At 39.4% G+C, this 16399-nt stretch carries 13 protein-coding genes and 1 tRNA gene; 10 read left to right on the plus strand and 4 right to left on the minus strand.

Annotation, left to right across the window (positions count from 1 at the left end; genetic code table 11):
• The first annotated feature begins 371 nt into the window (after positions 1-371).
• The gene (locus ASU31_RS17485) at positions 372-941 is read left to right on the plus strand and encodes a 2'-5' RNA ligase family protein (protein ID WP_057933569.1); all 570 of its coding nucleotides are present in this window, start codon (positions 372-374) and stop codon (positions 939-941) included.
• Here the strand turns inward: ASU31_RS17485 and tamL are convergent, their stop codons facing one another.
• The gene (tamL, locus tag ASU31_RS17490; protein ID WP_057933570.1) at positions 942-3368 is read right to left on the minus strand and encodes a translocation and assembly module lipoprotein TamL; all 2427 of its coding nucleotides are present in this window, start codon (positions 3366-3368) and stop codon (positions 942-944) included.
• Here tamL and ASU31_RS17495 point away from each other — a divergent pair.
• From ASU31_RS17495 to ASU31_RS17510, 4 genes are all read left to right on the plus strand, one after another.
• Complete coding sequence (locus tag ASU31_RS17495) at positions 3359-4105, plus strand: TrmH family RNA methyltransferase (protein ID WP_057933571.1); 747 nt, start codon at positions 3359-3361, stop codon at positions 4103-4105. The two genes, tamL and ASU31_RS17495, sit on opposite strands and share 10 nt — an antisense overlap.
• A gap of 59 nt (positions 4106-4164) precedes the next feature.
• A tRNA-Cys gene (locus tag ASU31_RS17500) sits at positions 4165-4238 on the plus strand.
• A 34-nt stretch (positions 4239-4272) separates the two neighbouring features.
• Positions 4273-4443 (plus strand): hypothetical protein, encoded by a 171-nt coding sequence (locus ASU31_RS17505; protein WP_057933572.1) that lies wholly within the window; start codon positions 4273-4275, stop codon positions 4441-4443.
• A gap of 292 nt (positions 4444-4735) precedes the next feature.
• Complete coding sequence (locus ASU31_RS17510; RefSeq protein ID WP_057933573.1) at positions 4736-5401, plus strand: DNA alkylation repair protein; 666 nt, start codon at positions 4736-4738, stop codon at positions 5399-5401.
• 876 nt (positions 5402-6277) lie between these two features.
• On the opposite strand, the gene ASU31_RS17515 is transcribed toward ASU31_RS17510, so the two are convergent.
• The 3 genes from ASU31_RS17515 to ASU31_RS17525 form a co-directional block, all read right to left on the minus strand.
• Positions 6278-7306: a quinone-dependent dihydroorotate dehydrogenase gene (locus ASU31_RS17515; RefSeq protein ID WP_057933574.1), complete on the minus strand. Its 1029-nt coding sequence runs from the start codon at positions 7304-7306 to the stop codon at positions 6278-6280.
• Positions 7307-7518: 212 nt separating this feature from the next.
• The gene (locus ASU31_RS17520; RefSeq protein WP_057933575.1) at positions 7519-8169 is read right to left on the minus strand and encodes an NAD(P)-dependent oxidoreductase; all 651 of its coding nucleotides are present in this window, start codon (positions 8167-8169) and stop codon (positions 7519-7521) included.
• A gap of 74 nt (positions 8170-8243) precedes the next feature.
• Positions 8244-8654 (minus strand): Rrf2 family transcriptional regulator, encoded by a 411-nt coding sequence (locus ASU31_RS17525; RefSeq protein WP_057933576.1) that lies wholly within the window; start codon positions 8652-8654, stop codon positions 8244-8246.
• Positions 8655-9001: 347 nt separating this feature from the next.
• Between ASU31_RS17525 and ASU31_RS17530 the strand changes: the two genes are divergently transcribed.
• The 5 genes from ASU31_RS17530 to ASU31_RS17550 all read left to right on the plus strand — a co-directional run bounded on the left by ASU31_RS17530 (position 9002) and on the right by ASU31_RS17550 (position 16399).
• Positions 9002-10909 (plus strand): ABC-F family ATP-binding cassette domain-containing protein, encoded by a 1908-nt coding sequence (locus ASU31_RS17530; RefSeq protein ID WP_057933701.1) that lies wholly within the window; start codon positions 9002-9004, stop codon positions 10907-10909.
• Positions 10910-11440: 531 nt separating this feature from the next.
• Positions 11441-12718 carry a type IX secretion system plug protein gene (locus ASU31_RS17535; protein WP_057933577.1) on the plus strand — a complete coding sequence of 426 codons (1278 nt, stop codon included), beginning with the start codon at positions 11441-11443 and terminating at the stop codon, positions 12716-12718.
• A gap of 340 nt (positions 12719-13058) precedes the next feature.
• Complete coding sequence (locus tag ASU31_RS17540) at positions 13059-14024, plus strand: formylglycine-generating enzyme family protein (protein WP_057933578.1); 966 nt, start codon at positions 13059-13061, stop codon at positions 14022-14024.
• A gap of 34 nt (positions 14025-14058) precedes the next feature.
• Entirely contained in the window at positions 14059-15378 is a 1320-nt protein-coding gene (locus tag ASU31_RS17545) for a Gfo/Idh/MocA family oxidoreductase (RefSeq protein WP_057933579.1), read from the plus strand.
• A 10-nt stretch (positions 15379-15388) separates the two neighbouring features.
• The gene (locus ASU31_RS17550; RefSeq protein ID WP_057933580.1) at positions 15389-16399 is read left to right on the plus strand and encodes an FAD:protein FMN transferase; all 1011 of its coding nucleotides are present in this window, start codon (positions 15389-15391) and stop codon (positions 16397-16399) included.

Consider the following 16399-nt stretch of genomic DNA (forward strand, 5'->3'; position numbering starts at 1 on the left):
ATCGTATAGCGTATAAAGGTCTAATGCAAATTCTCTTTTTAGAAAAGCAAGGCCTGTGGTACTTCGGTTATACCAGTCCCGCCCTTTGCTTAATCCCGATAAAATTATAACGATAAAAAAATCACTTTAAATCGGGATAACGCTGTCGGTCGGGTTTATTTTACCACCGATAGCAGTACTGTTGTAGCCCCCTAAGCCCGATCGAAGCGAGATGCCGATTATTTCAATCGGCAGAAGCGGGAGCGGGACTACAGAGAACCAATAGCTTCTGCAATTGCCTTCCAGTAAAAGAAAAATTGTTTACCACAGTAGGAAATTAACAATTTGCACAAACATCTTTTTTTTACTAAAATTTTTAGTAAATTCGCTTAATGGAAAATCTATTTTTAGTGTGTTTAGTGCCTCCTGTTTCTGTTGCAGAAGACATAGACGAGATTAGAACATACATTTCAGAGAAATTTAATGTGCATGAATCATTAAAACGGCCCGCACACATCACCTTATACCCACCGGTAAAGCTTTCGACTTATGATGCAGAAAAAAAGTTTTTTAAAGCTTTAGAAGATGCTTCTTTCGTTGGGCCATTTACACAGGTACTCCGAAACTTCAATTCATTTCCGGAGCATACCTTTTATCTCGATGTTGAACAAAATGAGGGATTAATGCGCCTGGAAAAACAGATTGCCAGAGAATTACAACCTTTAAAATTGATAGCGAAAAAAGAAAAATTCAATCCACATTTAACTTTGGCGTTTAGAGATGTAAAACCACCCATTTTCAAACAGATTTCTGCTGAATTTAAAGACCGGAAATTTAAACGCGAATTCCCGGTTTCATCCTTTTCTGTTTACAAACACATAGATAAAAGATGGCAACCCTTTAAAGAATTTTCTTTTAAAGATCCCGATACAAAACCTAAAACACTAAGCCTTTTCGATTAATTAGAATGGCATACCAATACCAAAGTTGTACTGTATAAAACGATAAGTATCAGGCCCGTGTGTGGAGTTATAGCTATTTTTAAAATCTCTGGCTCCGGATAAAAATTTGCTGATTACCCACTGGTCTGATCCGATAAACTGAGGATCTTTAAGTTTCAATCCCACGTCAAATCTAAAAACAAAATACTGAACGTCGTACCTTAAACCAACACCTGTACCAATAGCAATTTGCTTAGCCAATTTACTAAGCTTAAACACGGTCAATTCATCCAACTCAGGGTATTCAAGTGTAATCGATTCCCCTCTGCGGATATTCCAGATATTTCCGGCATCAACGAACGCTGCCCCTTTCAAAGTAGCCCCGAAAAATTTCCGGGCAACTGTAAACCGATATTCAAAATTAGTTTCTATCCGTAAAGTACCCAATTGATCCAGCCCAAAAACAGCCTTCCGTACTTCATCGCTGGCAAGTACCTGTCTATTATAATTACCCGGGCCAATGGTTCTGGCCTGCCAGGCCCTTAAGCCGTTAGATCCACCAGCAAAAAATTGCTTTTCGAAAGGAATACCCGTTAAAATTGAATTACCATAAGCGTAGGCTAATCCGGTGTTTAAACGGGCAATAAATTGCCTTTCGCCACCCAAATGTTTATACCACCTAATATCCACCTCTGGCCTGGTGTACTGGTTAAAAGGCAAGCCTAATATCTTTGCCGGGTCGTTGTTTGCCGGATCATGCTTAGCACCCGTTAGCTTAGATATACCCTGCAGCATATTGCCTGCAATATCCATCCCTGCCCTTAAATAAACAAAAGTTCTCAACTGGTTTAACTTATCCGCATTCAGCGTGTAGGTATATTTCATACCCAGTGTTAAATCTTTACGATCGAGTAGTGAAGAATAATAAAGGTTGTTAAACCTGGTAACGGCATCCACTTTTGAAGTATCGAGGTTACCAAAACGGTACTCGAAATTTAATGGGGTAAAAGAGTGGAGTTTAGATTTAGTTTCAAACCAATCGTAAGTAATGGAGTTGATAAAAATCCTTCTTACCGAAACATCTTTTTGTAGAGCATAAATGTAACTGGTTGCAAAAGTAGTGTGCGGCATTCCGTTGCCACCTAAAACCGGATTGTAGAAAGGGATCATTAATCTTGGCACCGAAATACTGGCACTGATTGAAAAATCGCGCTGATAAATATCACTAAAAACCTTGGCACCATTACCTATACGCGATTGCAAACCACCTTTTACCTGAAGTTCAAATCGTTCTGCTCCTCTAAAAATATTGTTATTGGTATAGGTATTTCCGAGGGTAAAGCCAACGGTACCCCCATTAAACGGAATCTCGCCCTCCACGCGGTTACTCATTACCTTTTGGGGGGTAAGCAAAATGATCGCATTGATTTTATTTGAAGTACTGTCCCTTCTGAAATAATCGATCTTTACGTTTTTAAAAACGTTGAGCTCATACAAGCGATCGTAGGTAAGATTTTCATTCCGGATGTCATAAAGGTCACCTTGCTTCAGAAAATCGTAACGAACGATCGGATTACGTCTGTAACGCTTAGAGAAATCGGTATAAATAATCCCGTTCAAAGTATCTTTGCTTAATTTATATCTTGCCGAATCGGGCAGACCATCGGGATTTGGCGCAATTAACAAATGTGTGTAACCAATATTAAACTGTTTATGCGGACCATTTGCAGGATCTGTTACATTAAGATTCAAATCTATTTTGTTAGTCTTAGAACTGGGTTCGGCACCATATACATCAAAATTCACATAAGGCCTTAAGAAATAGAAATAGCCATTTTCTTTCATGATGCGATAAATCTGCTCCCTTTCATAAGTTAAAGAGTCTTCATCGTACTGCATTCCCTTGTGTAAATGGGATATTTTAGCCTTATTAGATTCGTAAAGATTCCTAATATTTACATTTGGGATCGAATCGGAAAGTTTCTCAATAAAATAAGCAGGACCAGGTTTGGCACTGAATACGATTTCGGCCTTTTTATCTGCAATCTTTATGGCAGAAGTTACTTCGGCCTGGCGGTAGCCCTTACTTTTTAAAAACTTTTGTATCTGTGTTCTGGAAATCTCGACCAATGTACTATCCAAAATGGCAGGCGGTGTACCAAATGGTTTAATGTCGCTTGTTTTATACCGGCCATCTTTTGTATTGAACAAATTGTACAAAGGTACATTGATACTCAGCTTAGATGCCGGCCTGATATCTTTCTGAACATAATTGTAAGCCTGTTCTTCAAATTTAGCATCAACGCTATCAATAGTTACCTTTTTCACTATCGATTGATAGTCGGCAATGTATTTAGTTGATGAGCAGGCCTGAATTAAAACAATAATAAATAGTAATATTGCAGTGCTTTTCAGTTTAATATTTATTGAGTTTTGGTATGCTTTCAAAATCACAGATTAGTTTTATAAAGTCGTTACATCAAAAAAAATACCGTAAAGAACATGGTTTATTTATTGTTGAAGGTATAAAATCCATAAAAGAATTTTTTCAATCAAGCTACCAGATCCATACTATATTTTACAACAGCGAACAATACAATTTGTTACCCAAATTGCCTGCAAATATAAACTTATTTGAAGTAAAGAACGCCGAATTAGATAAGATTAGTACGCTGCAAACGCCACAAGGCTTTTTAGCGCTCATTCATATCCCAAAAAACAGAGAATTAGCACTAACAGCGCTAAAAAATCAGTTCACTTTGGTTTTAGATGGCGTTCAGGATCCTGGTAATATGGGTACCATTATCAGAACGGCAGATTGGTTTGGCTTTAAAAACATCATCTGCTCTGCCGACTGTGTAGAAGTATTCAACCCAAAAACTGTACAGGCCACAATGGGCTCGTTGGCGCGGGTAAATATTTATGAAGCGGATCTACCAGCCTTGCTAGAGAAAAATACCATCCCTGTATTTGGGGCGTTGTTAGATGGCGAATCGATTTACAAAACCCAATGGGGAGCAGAAGGATTGGTGATTTTAGGCAATGAAGGAAAGGGAATATCGGCAGAAGTGATCAAAAAAATAAATAAACCGGTAACCATTCCGAGAATTGGGGAGGCTGAATCGTTAAACGTGGCAGTAAGTGCGGCAATCTTTTGTGCTGAGTTAGTGCGAGTTCGAAATTAAATTGAGATATTATTTGCGGGCTAACTAATAATTGCTATTTTTGCAGCCTTGAATTTAAGGGTCGAGTGGCCGAGTGGCTAGGCAGAGGTCTGCAAAACCTTCTACAGCGGTTCGAATCCGCTCTCGACCTCCATTTGTACAAATAAAATAATTAAAAGGTTATTACCATGGCAGTTACCAGATTAAAAAGAAAAGACAGAAGAAATAAAAATACAGCTCACCAAGAGGTAGCATTTTTAAAGAGAGCAACTAACATCGAGTTAGGAAGCCGCTCAGCACAACCTAAAAACGATCAATTAGCTAAAAACAATGCTGTTTTAGCTACTTTGGCAAAATAGTTTTTAGAAATTTCTTCTTAAAGATTTAAAGCATCCTTCTGATCAAAGGATGCTTTTTTTATGCGTTAGCATTTTTGGTACTCACAGTATTTATTGTAATTCTAAGCCTCTTTTCTAATTCAATCGTCATGCTGAACTTGTTTTACAAGTAGCGGTAGTATTTTCAATTGTCTTGTAGCTACTACGTGGTCAGCATCTTTCCCGCAAGATAGACCCTGAAATAAATTCAGGGTGACGATATATACTAACTACCTAAAATCTTAACTTTATGCTATCAGATTTACGAAGACACATGAATCTTACAGAAACTCTTTCAAAATTAGAATCGCTCGGTGAAGAGAAAGTCCGCGCCATGCATATTAAGAACGGCGCCAGAGAAAACATTTTTGGCGTTAAAATGGGCGAAATCAGGGCGATAGCCAAAAAGATCAAAACCGATCATGAGCTTGCACTTAAACTCTGGGAAACTGAAAACATTGATGCCCGACTGCTGGCCATCTTAATCCTTAAACCAAAAGCACTGTCTGCAGAACAGATTGAGCAAATGGTAGCATCAGAAAATTTTACCTGGGCAGCCGATTGGTTTTACAATTACATTGTTAAAGAATACCCTGATAAGGAACAATTCAGGGAAAAATGGATGAATTCAGGAAATATTATGCTGGCCCGTGCAGGCTGGAGCTTAACCAGCGGACGTATAGCCCGGGCACCTGAAGGAATAGACATCACGGCAATTCTTGACCGGATTGAAAAAGAAATGCCTTCAGCTGCACCAGAAATCCAATGGACTATGAATACTGCATTGGCCCAGATTGGCATTAACCACCCTATTTATAGAGAAAGAGCCTTGGCCATCGGCGAAAAACTTGGCATTTACCGCGATTACCCTGTTTCTAAGGGCTGCACCTCTCCCTTTGCGCCAATCTGGATTAATGAGATGGTAAGCCGTCAGAAATAGTTATTTACCTATTATCAGCATATTCATGCATGATATCCCTCTGTTTGGAGCAGGCCCGGCAAATAACATTCAATCATAAAATTCAGACCTTGTTAAATAAACAATCATAAGCATCCCGATTATTTTCAATCAGGATAAGCGGATGGCGGCGCTACAGTACCTATAAAATGCTGCCCTTCATTTTCTAAACATAAAAGACTTTTATAATCATTAGGAAATAGAGGTTCCGTTCTTTTGGCAATTTCAGCCCCCCCCTTTTGGTGCGGGTTCCGATGAAGGATCGGAAGCTCTTCCCGACAATCGGGTTTATTTAACTCGGGTCGGCGCACTGAAAGCAAGCCGTTGTTTATAAACCTGACAGAAGCGAACACGAACCCGATTTTTCCATCGGGTGAAGTAAAGCGGATGGCGGGGCTACAATCCCCATGAAACGCTGAACTTTCATTTCCTAAAAAAGAAAAAATATTAATAATGATTAAAAAACGGCTGGTTCTGATCTTTTGGCAATTTCAGCCCCCCCCTTTTGGTGCGGGTTCCGATGAAGGATCGGAAGCTCTTCCCGACAATCGGGTTTATTTAACTTGGGTCGGCGCACTGAAAGCAAGCCATTGTTTATAAACCTGACAGAAGCGAACACGAACCCGATTTTTCCATCGGGTGAAGTAAAGCGGATGGCGGGGCTACAATCCCCATGAAACGCTGAACTTTCATTTCCTAAAAAAGAAAAAATATTAATAATGATTAAGAAACGGCTGGTTCTGCTCTTTTGGCAATTTCAGTCCCGCTTTTATAGACAAACCTTGCTAACTAAACCTGATAATAGCGTAAAACCCGCAGGCGAGAAACGAGTGATGGCTCGGCGCAGGGTGAATATGTTTAAACTAACTCTTTACAGATGCTTTTGATTAACCCTGGTCCCTCATATATAAAACCAGTATACAATTGAACCAAACATGCACCGGCATCTAATTTTTCTTTTGCATCTTTTGCCGAATGAATACCACCTACCCCAATAATTGGAAATGCTTTGTTCGATTTCTCCGAAAGATAACGGATTACTTCAGTGGAGCGCTCTTTAACAGGTTTACCGCTTAAACCACCGGTTTGCGTAGTCAAATCTTTTTCTGTGGCCAGATTTTCCCTGCTAATGGTTGTATTGGTGGCAATAATGCCTGCAATTTTGGTTTCTGCCACAATTTCGATAATATCATCCAATTGCGCATCTGTTAAATCAGGAGCAATCTTCAATAAAATCGGACGTGAAATATCGTTTTTACGATTGCGCTGCTGTAAGGTATTGAGAATTTTTTTCAGCGGTTCTTTTTCCTGTAATTCACGTAAACCTGGTGTATTGGGCGAGCTTACATTCACCACAAAATAATCGACCACATCAAAAAGGCGATCGAAACATTTAATATAATCGTTTACTGCATCTTCATTTGGAGTAGCCTTGTTTTTACCAATGTTTCCACCAACTACAATATCAGGATGTTTATCTTTTAGCAAGCGCAAACGCTCAGCCATTACATCTACGCCCTTATTGTTAAAACCCATCCGGTTGATTAAGGCTTCATCGTTAGGTAAACGGAACATACGGGGCTTATCATTTCCAGGCTGAGGCATTGGTGTTACCGTACCCACTTCGATAAATCCGAAGCCTAAATTGCTAAGTGGTTCTACATATTCTCCATTTTTATCAAATCCAGCGGCCAACCCAACAGGATTTCTGAATTTTATACCGAAAACCTCACGTTCTAAACCTTTGATGTGCACATCAAAGCTGCTACGGATAATGGTTTTACCTAGTGGAAATTTATCATTAAACCATTTTAACCGCTTAACTACAAAATAATGTACGTTTTCAGGGTCAAATTTGAAGAATATTGGTTTAATAAGGCGATACATGGCACGAAGATAAGAACTTAATACTAATTATGAAAAAAGGTTAGTTGGTTCATTAGTTCAATAGCCATTCGTTCATTAGTCTAAGTGTCCAAATCCATCCCTAATCCTAACATTGGTTTATAGTTCATGGTCAATGGTTTTATGGCCATGAACTATCAATCCTAGGCAACCTGCCATCCACCAATGAACTAATGACTAATGAACCAACTTCTTTAGTAAGCTGCCGTAAACTGCTCCTGATGATGTGCATTATTTTCCAGCTCATCGGCAATAACAATTGCTAAATCTTCTACTGATAAAACAGAACGGCCTTCTTCATTAAAAACCGGACTTGTTTTACCCAAACGGTATTTCCCGGTACGGCCAGTGGTGATGCCCTGGTGCATTTCAATAGCCGGGCTAAAAAACAACCAATCTAATTCTTTCTCCTGTTTTAGCGTATTAAAATAATCTCTTACTGCTGTTGCAGCTGGCTTGTATTCTGCAGGGAAGTTCGGCCCATCTACAATTTGGTGACCATCAATCTGTAAAGTACCTGCTCCACCAATAAAAATGTAACGTTTAACGCCCGATGCTTTTACTGCAGCCTGAATAGCCGCTGCTCCCTTTACCGTATCGTTATATAAATTCGGATTAGTCCAACCCGCGTTAAAAGCACTCACCACAGCATCGGCACCTTTTAAAACTGCTGCTAATTTTTCAGTGTCTAAAACATCTACAGCGACCTTACTTATCTTATCATTATTGCTTTCAATTTTAGCGGTATCGCGTGCAATGGCGATTACTTCATTTCCACGACTTACCAATTCGTTTAAAATGGCTTTGCCTACAAATCCAGAGGCTCCAATTAATGCTACTTTCATGTTATTTAATTTTTAAAATTTATTAATCTAGTTTAAATTGTAATGTTTTTTATTACAGTTATATTCAAAATTTTTTATTTAAAACCCGCACTAAAATCTTTTAATGTTTTAGATGAAAGATTTTTCACCAAAGCGGTTTCGGCTTCATCATATAAATCGTTTAGGTGTTTGGTAATCTGTCTCCCTACCGGGCAATCGGGATTAGGTTCATTTTTGCTTTCGCCCAACAGGCTTTTTTGTTTAACCGCCCTATACACATCACCCAGATTGATGTCGGCAGGATTTTTCGCCAATGTAGAGCCTCCACCCTTCCCTTCCTTGCTCTGCACGAAGCCATGTTTATGTAGATTGGCCAATTCTTTTCTTACCAAAACAGGATTACAGTTGATGCTTCCGGCAATATATTCAGAATTCAATAGCTGCCCCTTCACCTGATCGAGGAGCGTAAGAATGTGAAGCGATATGGAAAAATGACTGCTATTCATACTGTAACTATTTTTATTACAGAACAAAGGTATGATAATTTTTATACATCATAAAAATTTAACACCATTTAACCCTGTACTGACAATTATAATGCGTTACCGTTTTATAGATCACTAAAATTTGAGGATATAGAGCAGATAAGCGTTTTATCGGGTATCAATTTAAAACAGTAATAATTACTAAACAGGCACTTAAAAGCTTTTGTTTTTATAAAAATTGATTTTTAATGTCACTATGGCACCAATTAGCAAGTATTGCTTACCCAAAAACCAATTAATGTTTTAGCTTATCCTATTTGACTTTCCAGCTGAAAAAAGCCTTTAAATTTCGTACTTTTGCAGCCGAAATGATTTCAATAAATAATTTAACCTTCCTGATTGGCTCAAGGGCCTTGTACGATGACGCGAACTGGCACATTAAACCTGGCGACAGAGCTGGCTTAATCGGCGCCAATGGAACAGGAAAATCAACACTTTTAAAAATAATTGTAGGCGAATATGCCCCGAGTTCAGGTACTGTGTCCATGTCTAAAGACCTGAAAATTGGCTACCTAAACCAGGATTTACTTTCTTACGATTCTCACCATAGCATTTTGCATGTGGCCATGGAGGCTTTCGAGCGCCAAAACCAATTGCATGATGAGATTGAGGAACTGCTAAAAAAAATCGAAACGGATTATAGCGAAGAGGTTCTATTTAAATTAAGCGATAAACAGCAAGAATTTGAAGCTTTAGACGGCTACAACATCGAATACAGGGCAAATGAAATTTTGGCCGGTTTAGGTTTCAGTACAGCCGATCAATTGCGTCCGTTAAATACCTTCTCAGGGGGTTGGCGTATGCGTGTAATGCTGGCTAAAATATTACTGCAAACTCCTGATATCCTATTGCTGGATGAGCCTACCAACCACATGGATCTACCTTCCATTAAATGGTTGGAAAACTATTTAATGGGTTTTGAAGGGGCCATTGTGATCGTATCTCACGATAGGTACTTCTTAGATAAAATTGTAAACCGTACGGTCGAATCGCGTAAAGGAAAATTAACCGTATATGCGGGTAACTATAGCTTCTATGTGGAAGAAAAAGCCTTACGTGGGGAAATCCAGAAGGGTGAATTTAAAAACCAACAGGCTAAAATCAAGCAGGAAGAACGTTTAATTGAGCGTTTTAAAGCAAAGGCGAGCAAGGCTAAAATGGCACAATCGCGGATGAAAGCTTTAGATAAGATGGAGCGTATTGATGATGTTGATGATGATAACCCAACCGTAAATTTCGCTTTCAAATTTTCTAAACCATCGGGCAGGCACGTGGTGCGTATAGAACACGCCAATAAAAGCTATCCAAATGTGCATATTTTGGATGATGCTGAAGGAGTGATTGAAAAAGGCGATAAAATCGCCTTGATCGGCGCAAATGGTAAGGGTAAGTCTACTTTATTGAGAATGATTGCAGGAGCAGAGAAATTTGAAGGTTTCTGCGAAACTGGTCATAATGTTACCACCACTTTCTTTGCGCAGCACCAGTTAGAATCACTACATTTAGAAAATTCAATTTTAGAAGAATTACAGGCATTTGCCCCAAAACATACCGATACCGAATTACGTAGTATTTTAGGTTGTTTCCTTTTTACCGGCGATGATGTTTTCAAAAAAATCAAAGTGCTTTCGGGAGGGGAAAAATCGCGTGTGGCCCTGGCTAAATCATTAACAACAGATTCGAATTTCCTGATTCTGGATGAGCCTACCAATCACCTGGACATCCAATCGGTAAACATTCTGATTCAGGCATTACAACAGTTTGAAGGTACTTTTATTGCAGTATCCCACGATAGGTATTTCTTAGATAATGTAGCCAATAAAATCTGGTTTATCGAAGGCGGAAAAATTAAACAATACCCTGGTACTTATGCCGAATATGAAGAATGGAATAGCAAAAGGGTAATTCCTGTGGCTAAACCTATTCCGGTTAAAATGCCCGAGAAACAAAAGGAACAGCCAAAAGTAGTTACGCCAAATACGGCCAACCAATTAAAAAAGCTGAACGACGAACTGCAAAAAACAGAAAAGCTGATTACAGAACTGGAGCAGAACGTTAAAAATATTGAAGCAGAATTGGCTGATGAGCATGTTTATGCCAAAGCCGATAAATTAGCTGAAGCCAACAAACGTTATTTAGCGACTAAACAGGAGTTAGACAATTGCCAAAATAAATGGGAAAGTTTAGCTGCTGAGATTATGGAGCTGGAAGGATAGTTTTTAGCCCCTATTAAAGCATATTAAGGCCACAGAGAATGCTGTGGCTTTTTTTATTGCCATGGAAGCGCAGAAATACGGAATACTAAGCATATGATCAACTGTGTACTAGGTTTAAATCGAAGCGTTGTCAACTTTCAGGCTACCTTGCTATTCAAGTTGACAACGCTGAACAAATCAAATTTCCATAAAAAAGATCTCTCCGCTACGGTCGAGATGACGCCCCAAGAGAAATAATGTGCAGCCAGATGTTACCATCTGGCTTTGTTTATGAATTCATCATTTAGTGTCAGATAGTAATATCTGACACCATGGATATGGCGGGAGTTAAGGAATCGTTGCGTCATCTCGACTGAAGCAACGCGGAACGGAGAGATCTGTTTAGTAGATTTCTCGACTGCGTTGCACCCGATAGCTATCGGGTCCGCTCGAAATGACGGCACGCTGAAAATCTTCCGTGTCAATCCGTGCATCCGTGGCCAAACTTAAAGATGCGTTTTGCCACTTCCCAATAAAACTTTACTTTTAGCCATGCAGAAAATATTAATTCCGGTTTTATTTTTCATCTCTACCCTGGCCTTCGCACAAAACGACAAAACGTTTACCAACGAGAATAAAATTTATCTTCCAAATATTAAAACTGTACTTTGTTATAACAGCAATAAAGAGCAGAGCCTACCTGTAATTATGCTCAATTCGTCAGAAACCATAACTTTTTCGTTCGACGATTTACTTGCAGGCACCCAAAACTACTGGTACACCATAGAACACTGCACCGCAGAATGGGAAACTTCGAAAATTTCGAGTATAGATTATTTAGGAAGCTTTAATGATGACCGCATCATCAATTATCGCTACTCTTCTAATACCGCCCGAAAATACACCCATTACGAAATCAGTTTACCCAATACCCAAATCCAGCCAAAAATCGGGGGCAACTACGTATTAAAAGTTTATTTAGATGGCGATAAAAACAAACCTGTTATTTCGCAACGTTTCTACATCCTCGATAGTCAGGTTGCTGTAGCGGCAGAAGTAAACAATTCCATGCAGGTGGAAAACAGGAACTATAAACAAAAAATCAATTTCACTATTAACCATGCTTTCCCTATCCCCAACCCGTATCAGGATATTAAAGCAGTAGTAATGCAAAACTTCAATGCCAATACTATTCAGGTTAATACTAAACCTTCGTTTGTAAGACCAAACCAATTGGTTTATAACGACCTCAATACGAATGATTTTTGGGGAGATAATGAATTCAGAAAATTTGATACGAGGAGTTTAAGGTACAAGGCTGATAATGTTAAAGATATTTACCGCGACAATCAATCCGTAAACGTCATGCTTTTTCAGGATGCGGCCAGAACTGTCGGTGCATTTGCCAACCAGTACGATGAAAATGGAAACTTTTTTATCCGCAATACTGATGGACGCGATGATAAAACAGAAGCAGAGTATATGAGTGTTTTATTTACATTAAATGCTCCGGCACCCGGCCCGAATGGCGATGCCTATGTTGTTGGCCGGTTTAACAATTATACCATGAGCAATGAAAATAAATTGCTCTATGATGCCAACAGGAAACAGTTTTACGGTAACGTTATACTTAAACAGGGCCTATACGATTATGAATTTGCCTGGTTTAATAAAGACACCAGGGTAATGGAAACCAAACCTTTCGAAGGTGCATTCTTCCAGACTGAAAATAGCTATCAGATCTTTGTTTATTATCGCCGTCCCGGAGCGCGATGGGATACATTGATTGGTTATACCAATTTGAGCAATAAAGTTACCGATAGAAGGTAAATCAGCTTGCAATGATGATGCGTCAAAGTGTAAAACAAACGATATAAGATCTATAAGCTTAAATGACCTTATATTCCTTATGTGGCAAAAGACCTTTTACCTATAATACGCTTAGACAAATAATTATAAATTAGGCTCGATTTAAAAGATCTTCGCCAATTAGACCCTGAAACAAGTTCAGGATGACGATCGATTTAATTGTCAATTTGACTTTTAATGTTACATTTCTTACCTTTATTGTTACATAAGTTTTCTTTGTTTTAAATGTGGTTATTTACTTTAGTGTTTCAGAAAGCAACCAGATAAACACTTAGAAAATAAGTGTATCTAACCAAAAATTATGTTTAAAAAGTTAATTGCCGTAGCATTAATCGCCTATCCCTGCGCACAGATTTCAGCACAAACTTCTAGTGAATCGTACACACAATCCATTAATGGAACAAAATTAAAATTCGACATGCAGGCTATACCAGCAGGCAAATTTAAGATGGGAAGCAAAACAGGGAAACCTGATGAACAACCCGTTCACGAGGTTAAACTCGATGCTTTCTGGATTGGAAAACACGAAGTAACCTGGGATATTTTCGAACCTTTCCTTTATCGCGATTACGAAAAACAAGCCAGCACAAGTGCTATTCCAGCCGAGGTAGATGCGGTAACCAGACCTACAAAACCCTATCTTGATATGACTTTTGGCATGGGTAAAGAACACCAGCCAGCGGTAGCAATGACTCAATATAATGCCATTCAATTTTGCAAATGGCTTTATGTGCGTACAGGTATTTTCTACCGTTTACCAACAGAAGCAGAATGGGAATACGCCTGTAAAGCAGGTACCGAAACCAATTATTCTTTTGGCAATGATGCAGCCAAATTGGGAGATTATGCCTGGTATAAAGACAATAGCGACAATAAAACCCATCAGGTAGGGCAAAAAAAACCAAATGCCTGGGGATTATTTGACATGTACGGAAACGTTAGCGAATGGACTTACGACCAATACATCGCTGATTTCTATAGTCAAAGCAAGGATAAAATTGCAGAAAATCCTGTGGCAGTTCCCGAAAAACTCTATCCAAATGTAGTTCGTGGGGGCTCTTATGATGAAACACCTAACAATTTAACTTCAACAGCTAGATTAGCATCTGATCCATCGTGGAAACAATTAGATCCACAGATTCCGAAAAGCAATTGGTGGTTCCCCGAAGCTCCGTTTGTGGGGATGCGCCTGGTACGCCCGGTAAAAACGCCATCAAAAGCTGAAATTGATGCTTATTACAATAAACAACCTATAAAAGACTTTTAACCGACACTATCTAACCAAAATAAAAACTAAACACATGAAAAAACCAATCAACCAACAAGATCGTCGCGATTTTTTAAAAGCGACAGCAATGCTCGCAGGCGGTGCAATGTTAAGCAGTATCCCATTGGCCGGAGCTTATGCTTCGGGCTCTGACACGATTAAAATTGCCTTAATTGGCTGTGGCGACCGCGGTACCGGAGCCGCTTTCCAGGCCTTGAGTACCAAATTCAATATTAAATTGGTCGCTATGGCCGATGCTTTTCAGGATCGCCTGGACAGCAGTTACCAATCATTAAGCGGAAAATTTGCAGCAAAGATGGATGTTCCAAAAGAACGCCAGTTTGTAGGTTTCGATGCTTATTTAAAAGCCATTCCTTTAGCCGATGTAGTGTTGTTAACCACTCCTCCGGGCTTCCGTCCTATCCATTTCGAAGAAGCGGTTAAACAGAACAAACAAGTTTTCATGGAAAAACCTGTTGCTGTAGATGCACCGGGCATTAGAAAGGTATTGGCCGCCGCTGAAGAAGCTAAAAAGAAAAAATTAAATGTTGTAGTAGGTTTACAGCGCCGTTATCAGACCAACTATCGCGAGTCGATGAAACGCATTAACGATGGTGCCATTGGCGATATCATGTCGGGCCAGGTATACTGGAACAGTGGTGGCGTTTGGGTACGTCCGCGTAAAGCAAACCAAACCGAAATGGAATACCAAATGAGAAACTGGTATTATTTCAACTGGTTATGCGGCGATCATATCGTTGAGCAACATGTACACAATATCGATATTGCCAACTGGATAAAAAACGGACATCCGGTTTCGGTACAGGGAACGGGAAGCCGTGCCTGGAGAACAGGGAAAGATTACGGAGAGATTTACGATAACCACTCTATCGAATTAACTTATGCAGATGGTGCGGTAATTAATAGCCAGTGCCGACATTTCGAGGGTATCAGTAACCGTGTAGATGAATCTTTTCAAGGTACCAAAGGTAAAATTTATCTTTCAGGCAGCAATCAGGCCATTATGAAAGATTACAGTGGCAAAGAGCTATATAACCACAATACCAAAGGAAACGCTAATCCTTACCAAACAGAACACGACGAGCTATTCGACGCTGTTTCTAAGGGAGAATATAGATTCAGTAATGTAGACTATGCTGCAACCAGTACATTCTCTGCAATTATCGGTCGTTATGCTACTTACTCTGGTCAAACCATTAAATGGGATGAGGCTTTAGCTTCGAACATCAGTTTAATGCCGGAGCGTTTTGCGTGGGATGCGAACCCAAGATTAATGCCTGATGAAAAAGGGCTATACCCTATCGCCATGCCCGGACAAGCAAAGGTGATCTAAAACTAAACTGATGCGTTATAGGTTTTTACTTTTCCTGTTACCACTGATTTTTGCTTTCTCCTTGAAAAAAGAAGTGAAGCAATACAAAATCAATGGTTATGCACAAGGAACCGATTATGCTATAATGTACTATGCCACTGATAGTTTAGCCACTAAGGCAGGCATAGATAGTTTATTAAACGAAATTGATTTATCGATGTCGCTTTACAAAAAGGGATCATTGATAAATCAGTTTAATGCTGCCAAAAAGGAAATCAAAACCGACCGTTTTATAAACGATGTGCTCAAAAGGAGTTTCGAGATCAATCGGGATACAAAAGGTGTTTTCGATATTACGGTTGCTCCATTGGTACAGGCCTGGGGTTTTGGGCCAAAAGAAGCTAAAAACGAGCCCGATCCAGCAGTCATTAAATCGATACTCGCCTGCGTAGGCATGAAAAACCTAAAATTAAAGAATGGTTTATTAAGCAAACTAAAGCCTTGCGTGCAGATCGATTTAAACGGAATTGCCCAGGGTTACAGCGTTGATTTAATTGCCGCTTATCTCGAAAAAAAAGGAATTAAGCAGTATGTAGCCGAACTGGGGGGCGAAATTCGGATTTCAGGACCTAAACCCAATGGCGAAACCATGAAGATCGGAATTGAAGGCCCAGATAAGGATGGAACGCCGGTAATCAGGCATATCGCTGCGATAAATTCAGGAGCAATCACCACTTCTGGTAACTACCGGAAATTCCACCAGAGCGGAAAGAAAAAGATTTCACACCTGATCGACCCCAAAACAGGTTATCCGCTAGATAATGAAATGATCAGCGTAACAGTATACGCCAATGATGCCATTACAGCCGATGGTTACGACAATGCCCTAATGGCCATGCACCTTAAAGATGCAATTGCCTTTGTAAAAAGCAGAAAAAATCTCGAAGCTTATTTTGTGTACCATCAAAAAGATGGCAAAGTGGCTGATACCTTAACCACAGGGTTTAGAAGATTAATTACACAAAATACCTATCCGTTTTAA

The sequence above is a fragment of the Pedobacter ginsenosidimutans genome (assembly GCF_001442625.1).
GTDB lineage: Bacteria > Bacteroidota > Bacteroidia > Sphingobacteriales > Sphingobacteriaceae > Pedobacter > Pedobacter ginsenosidimutans.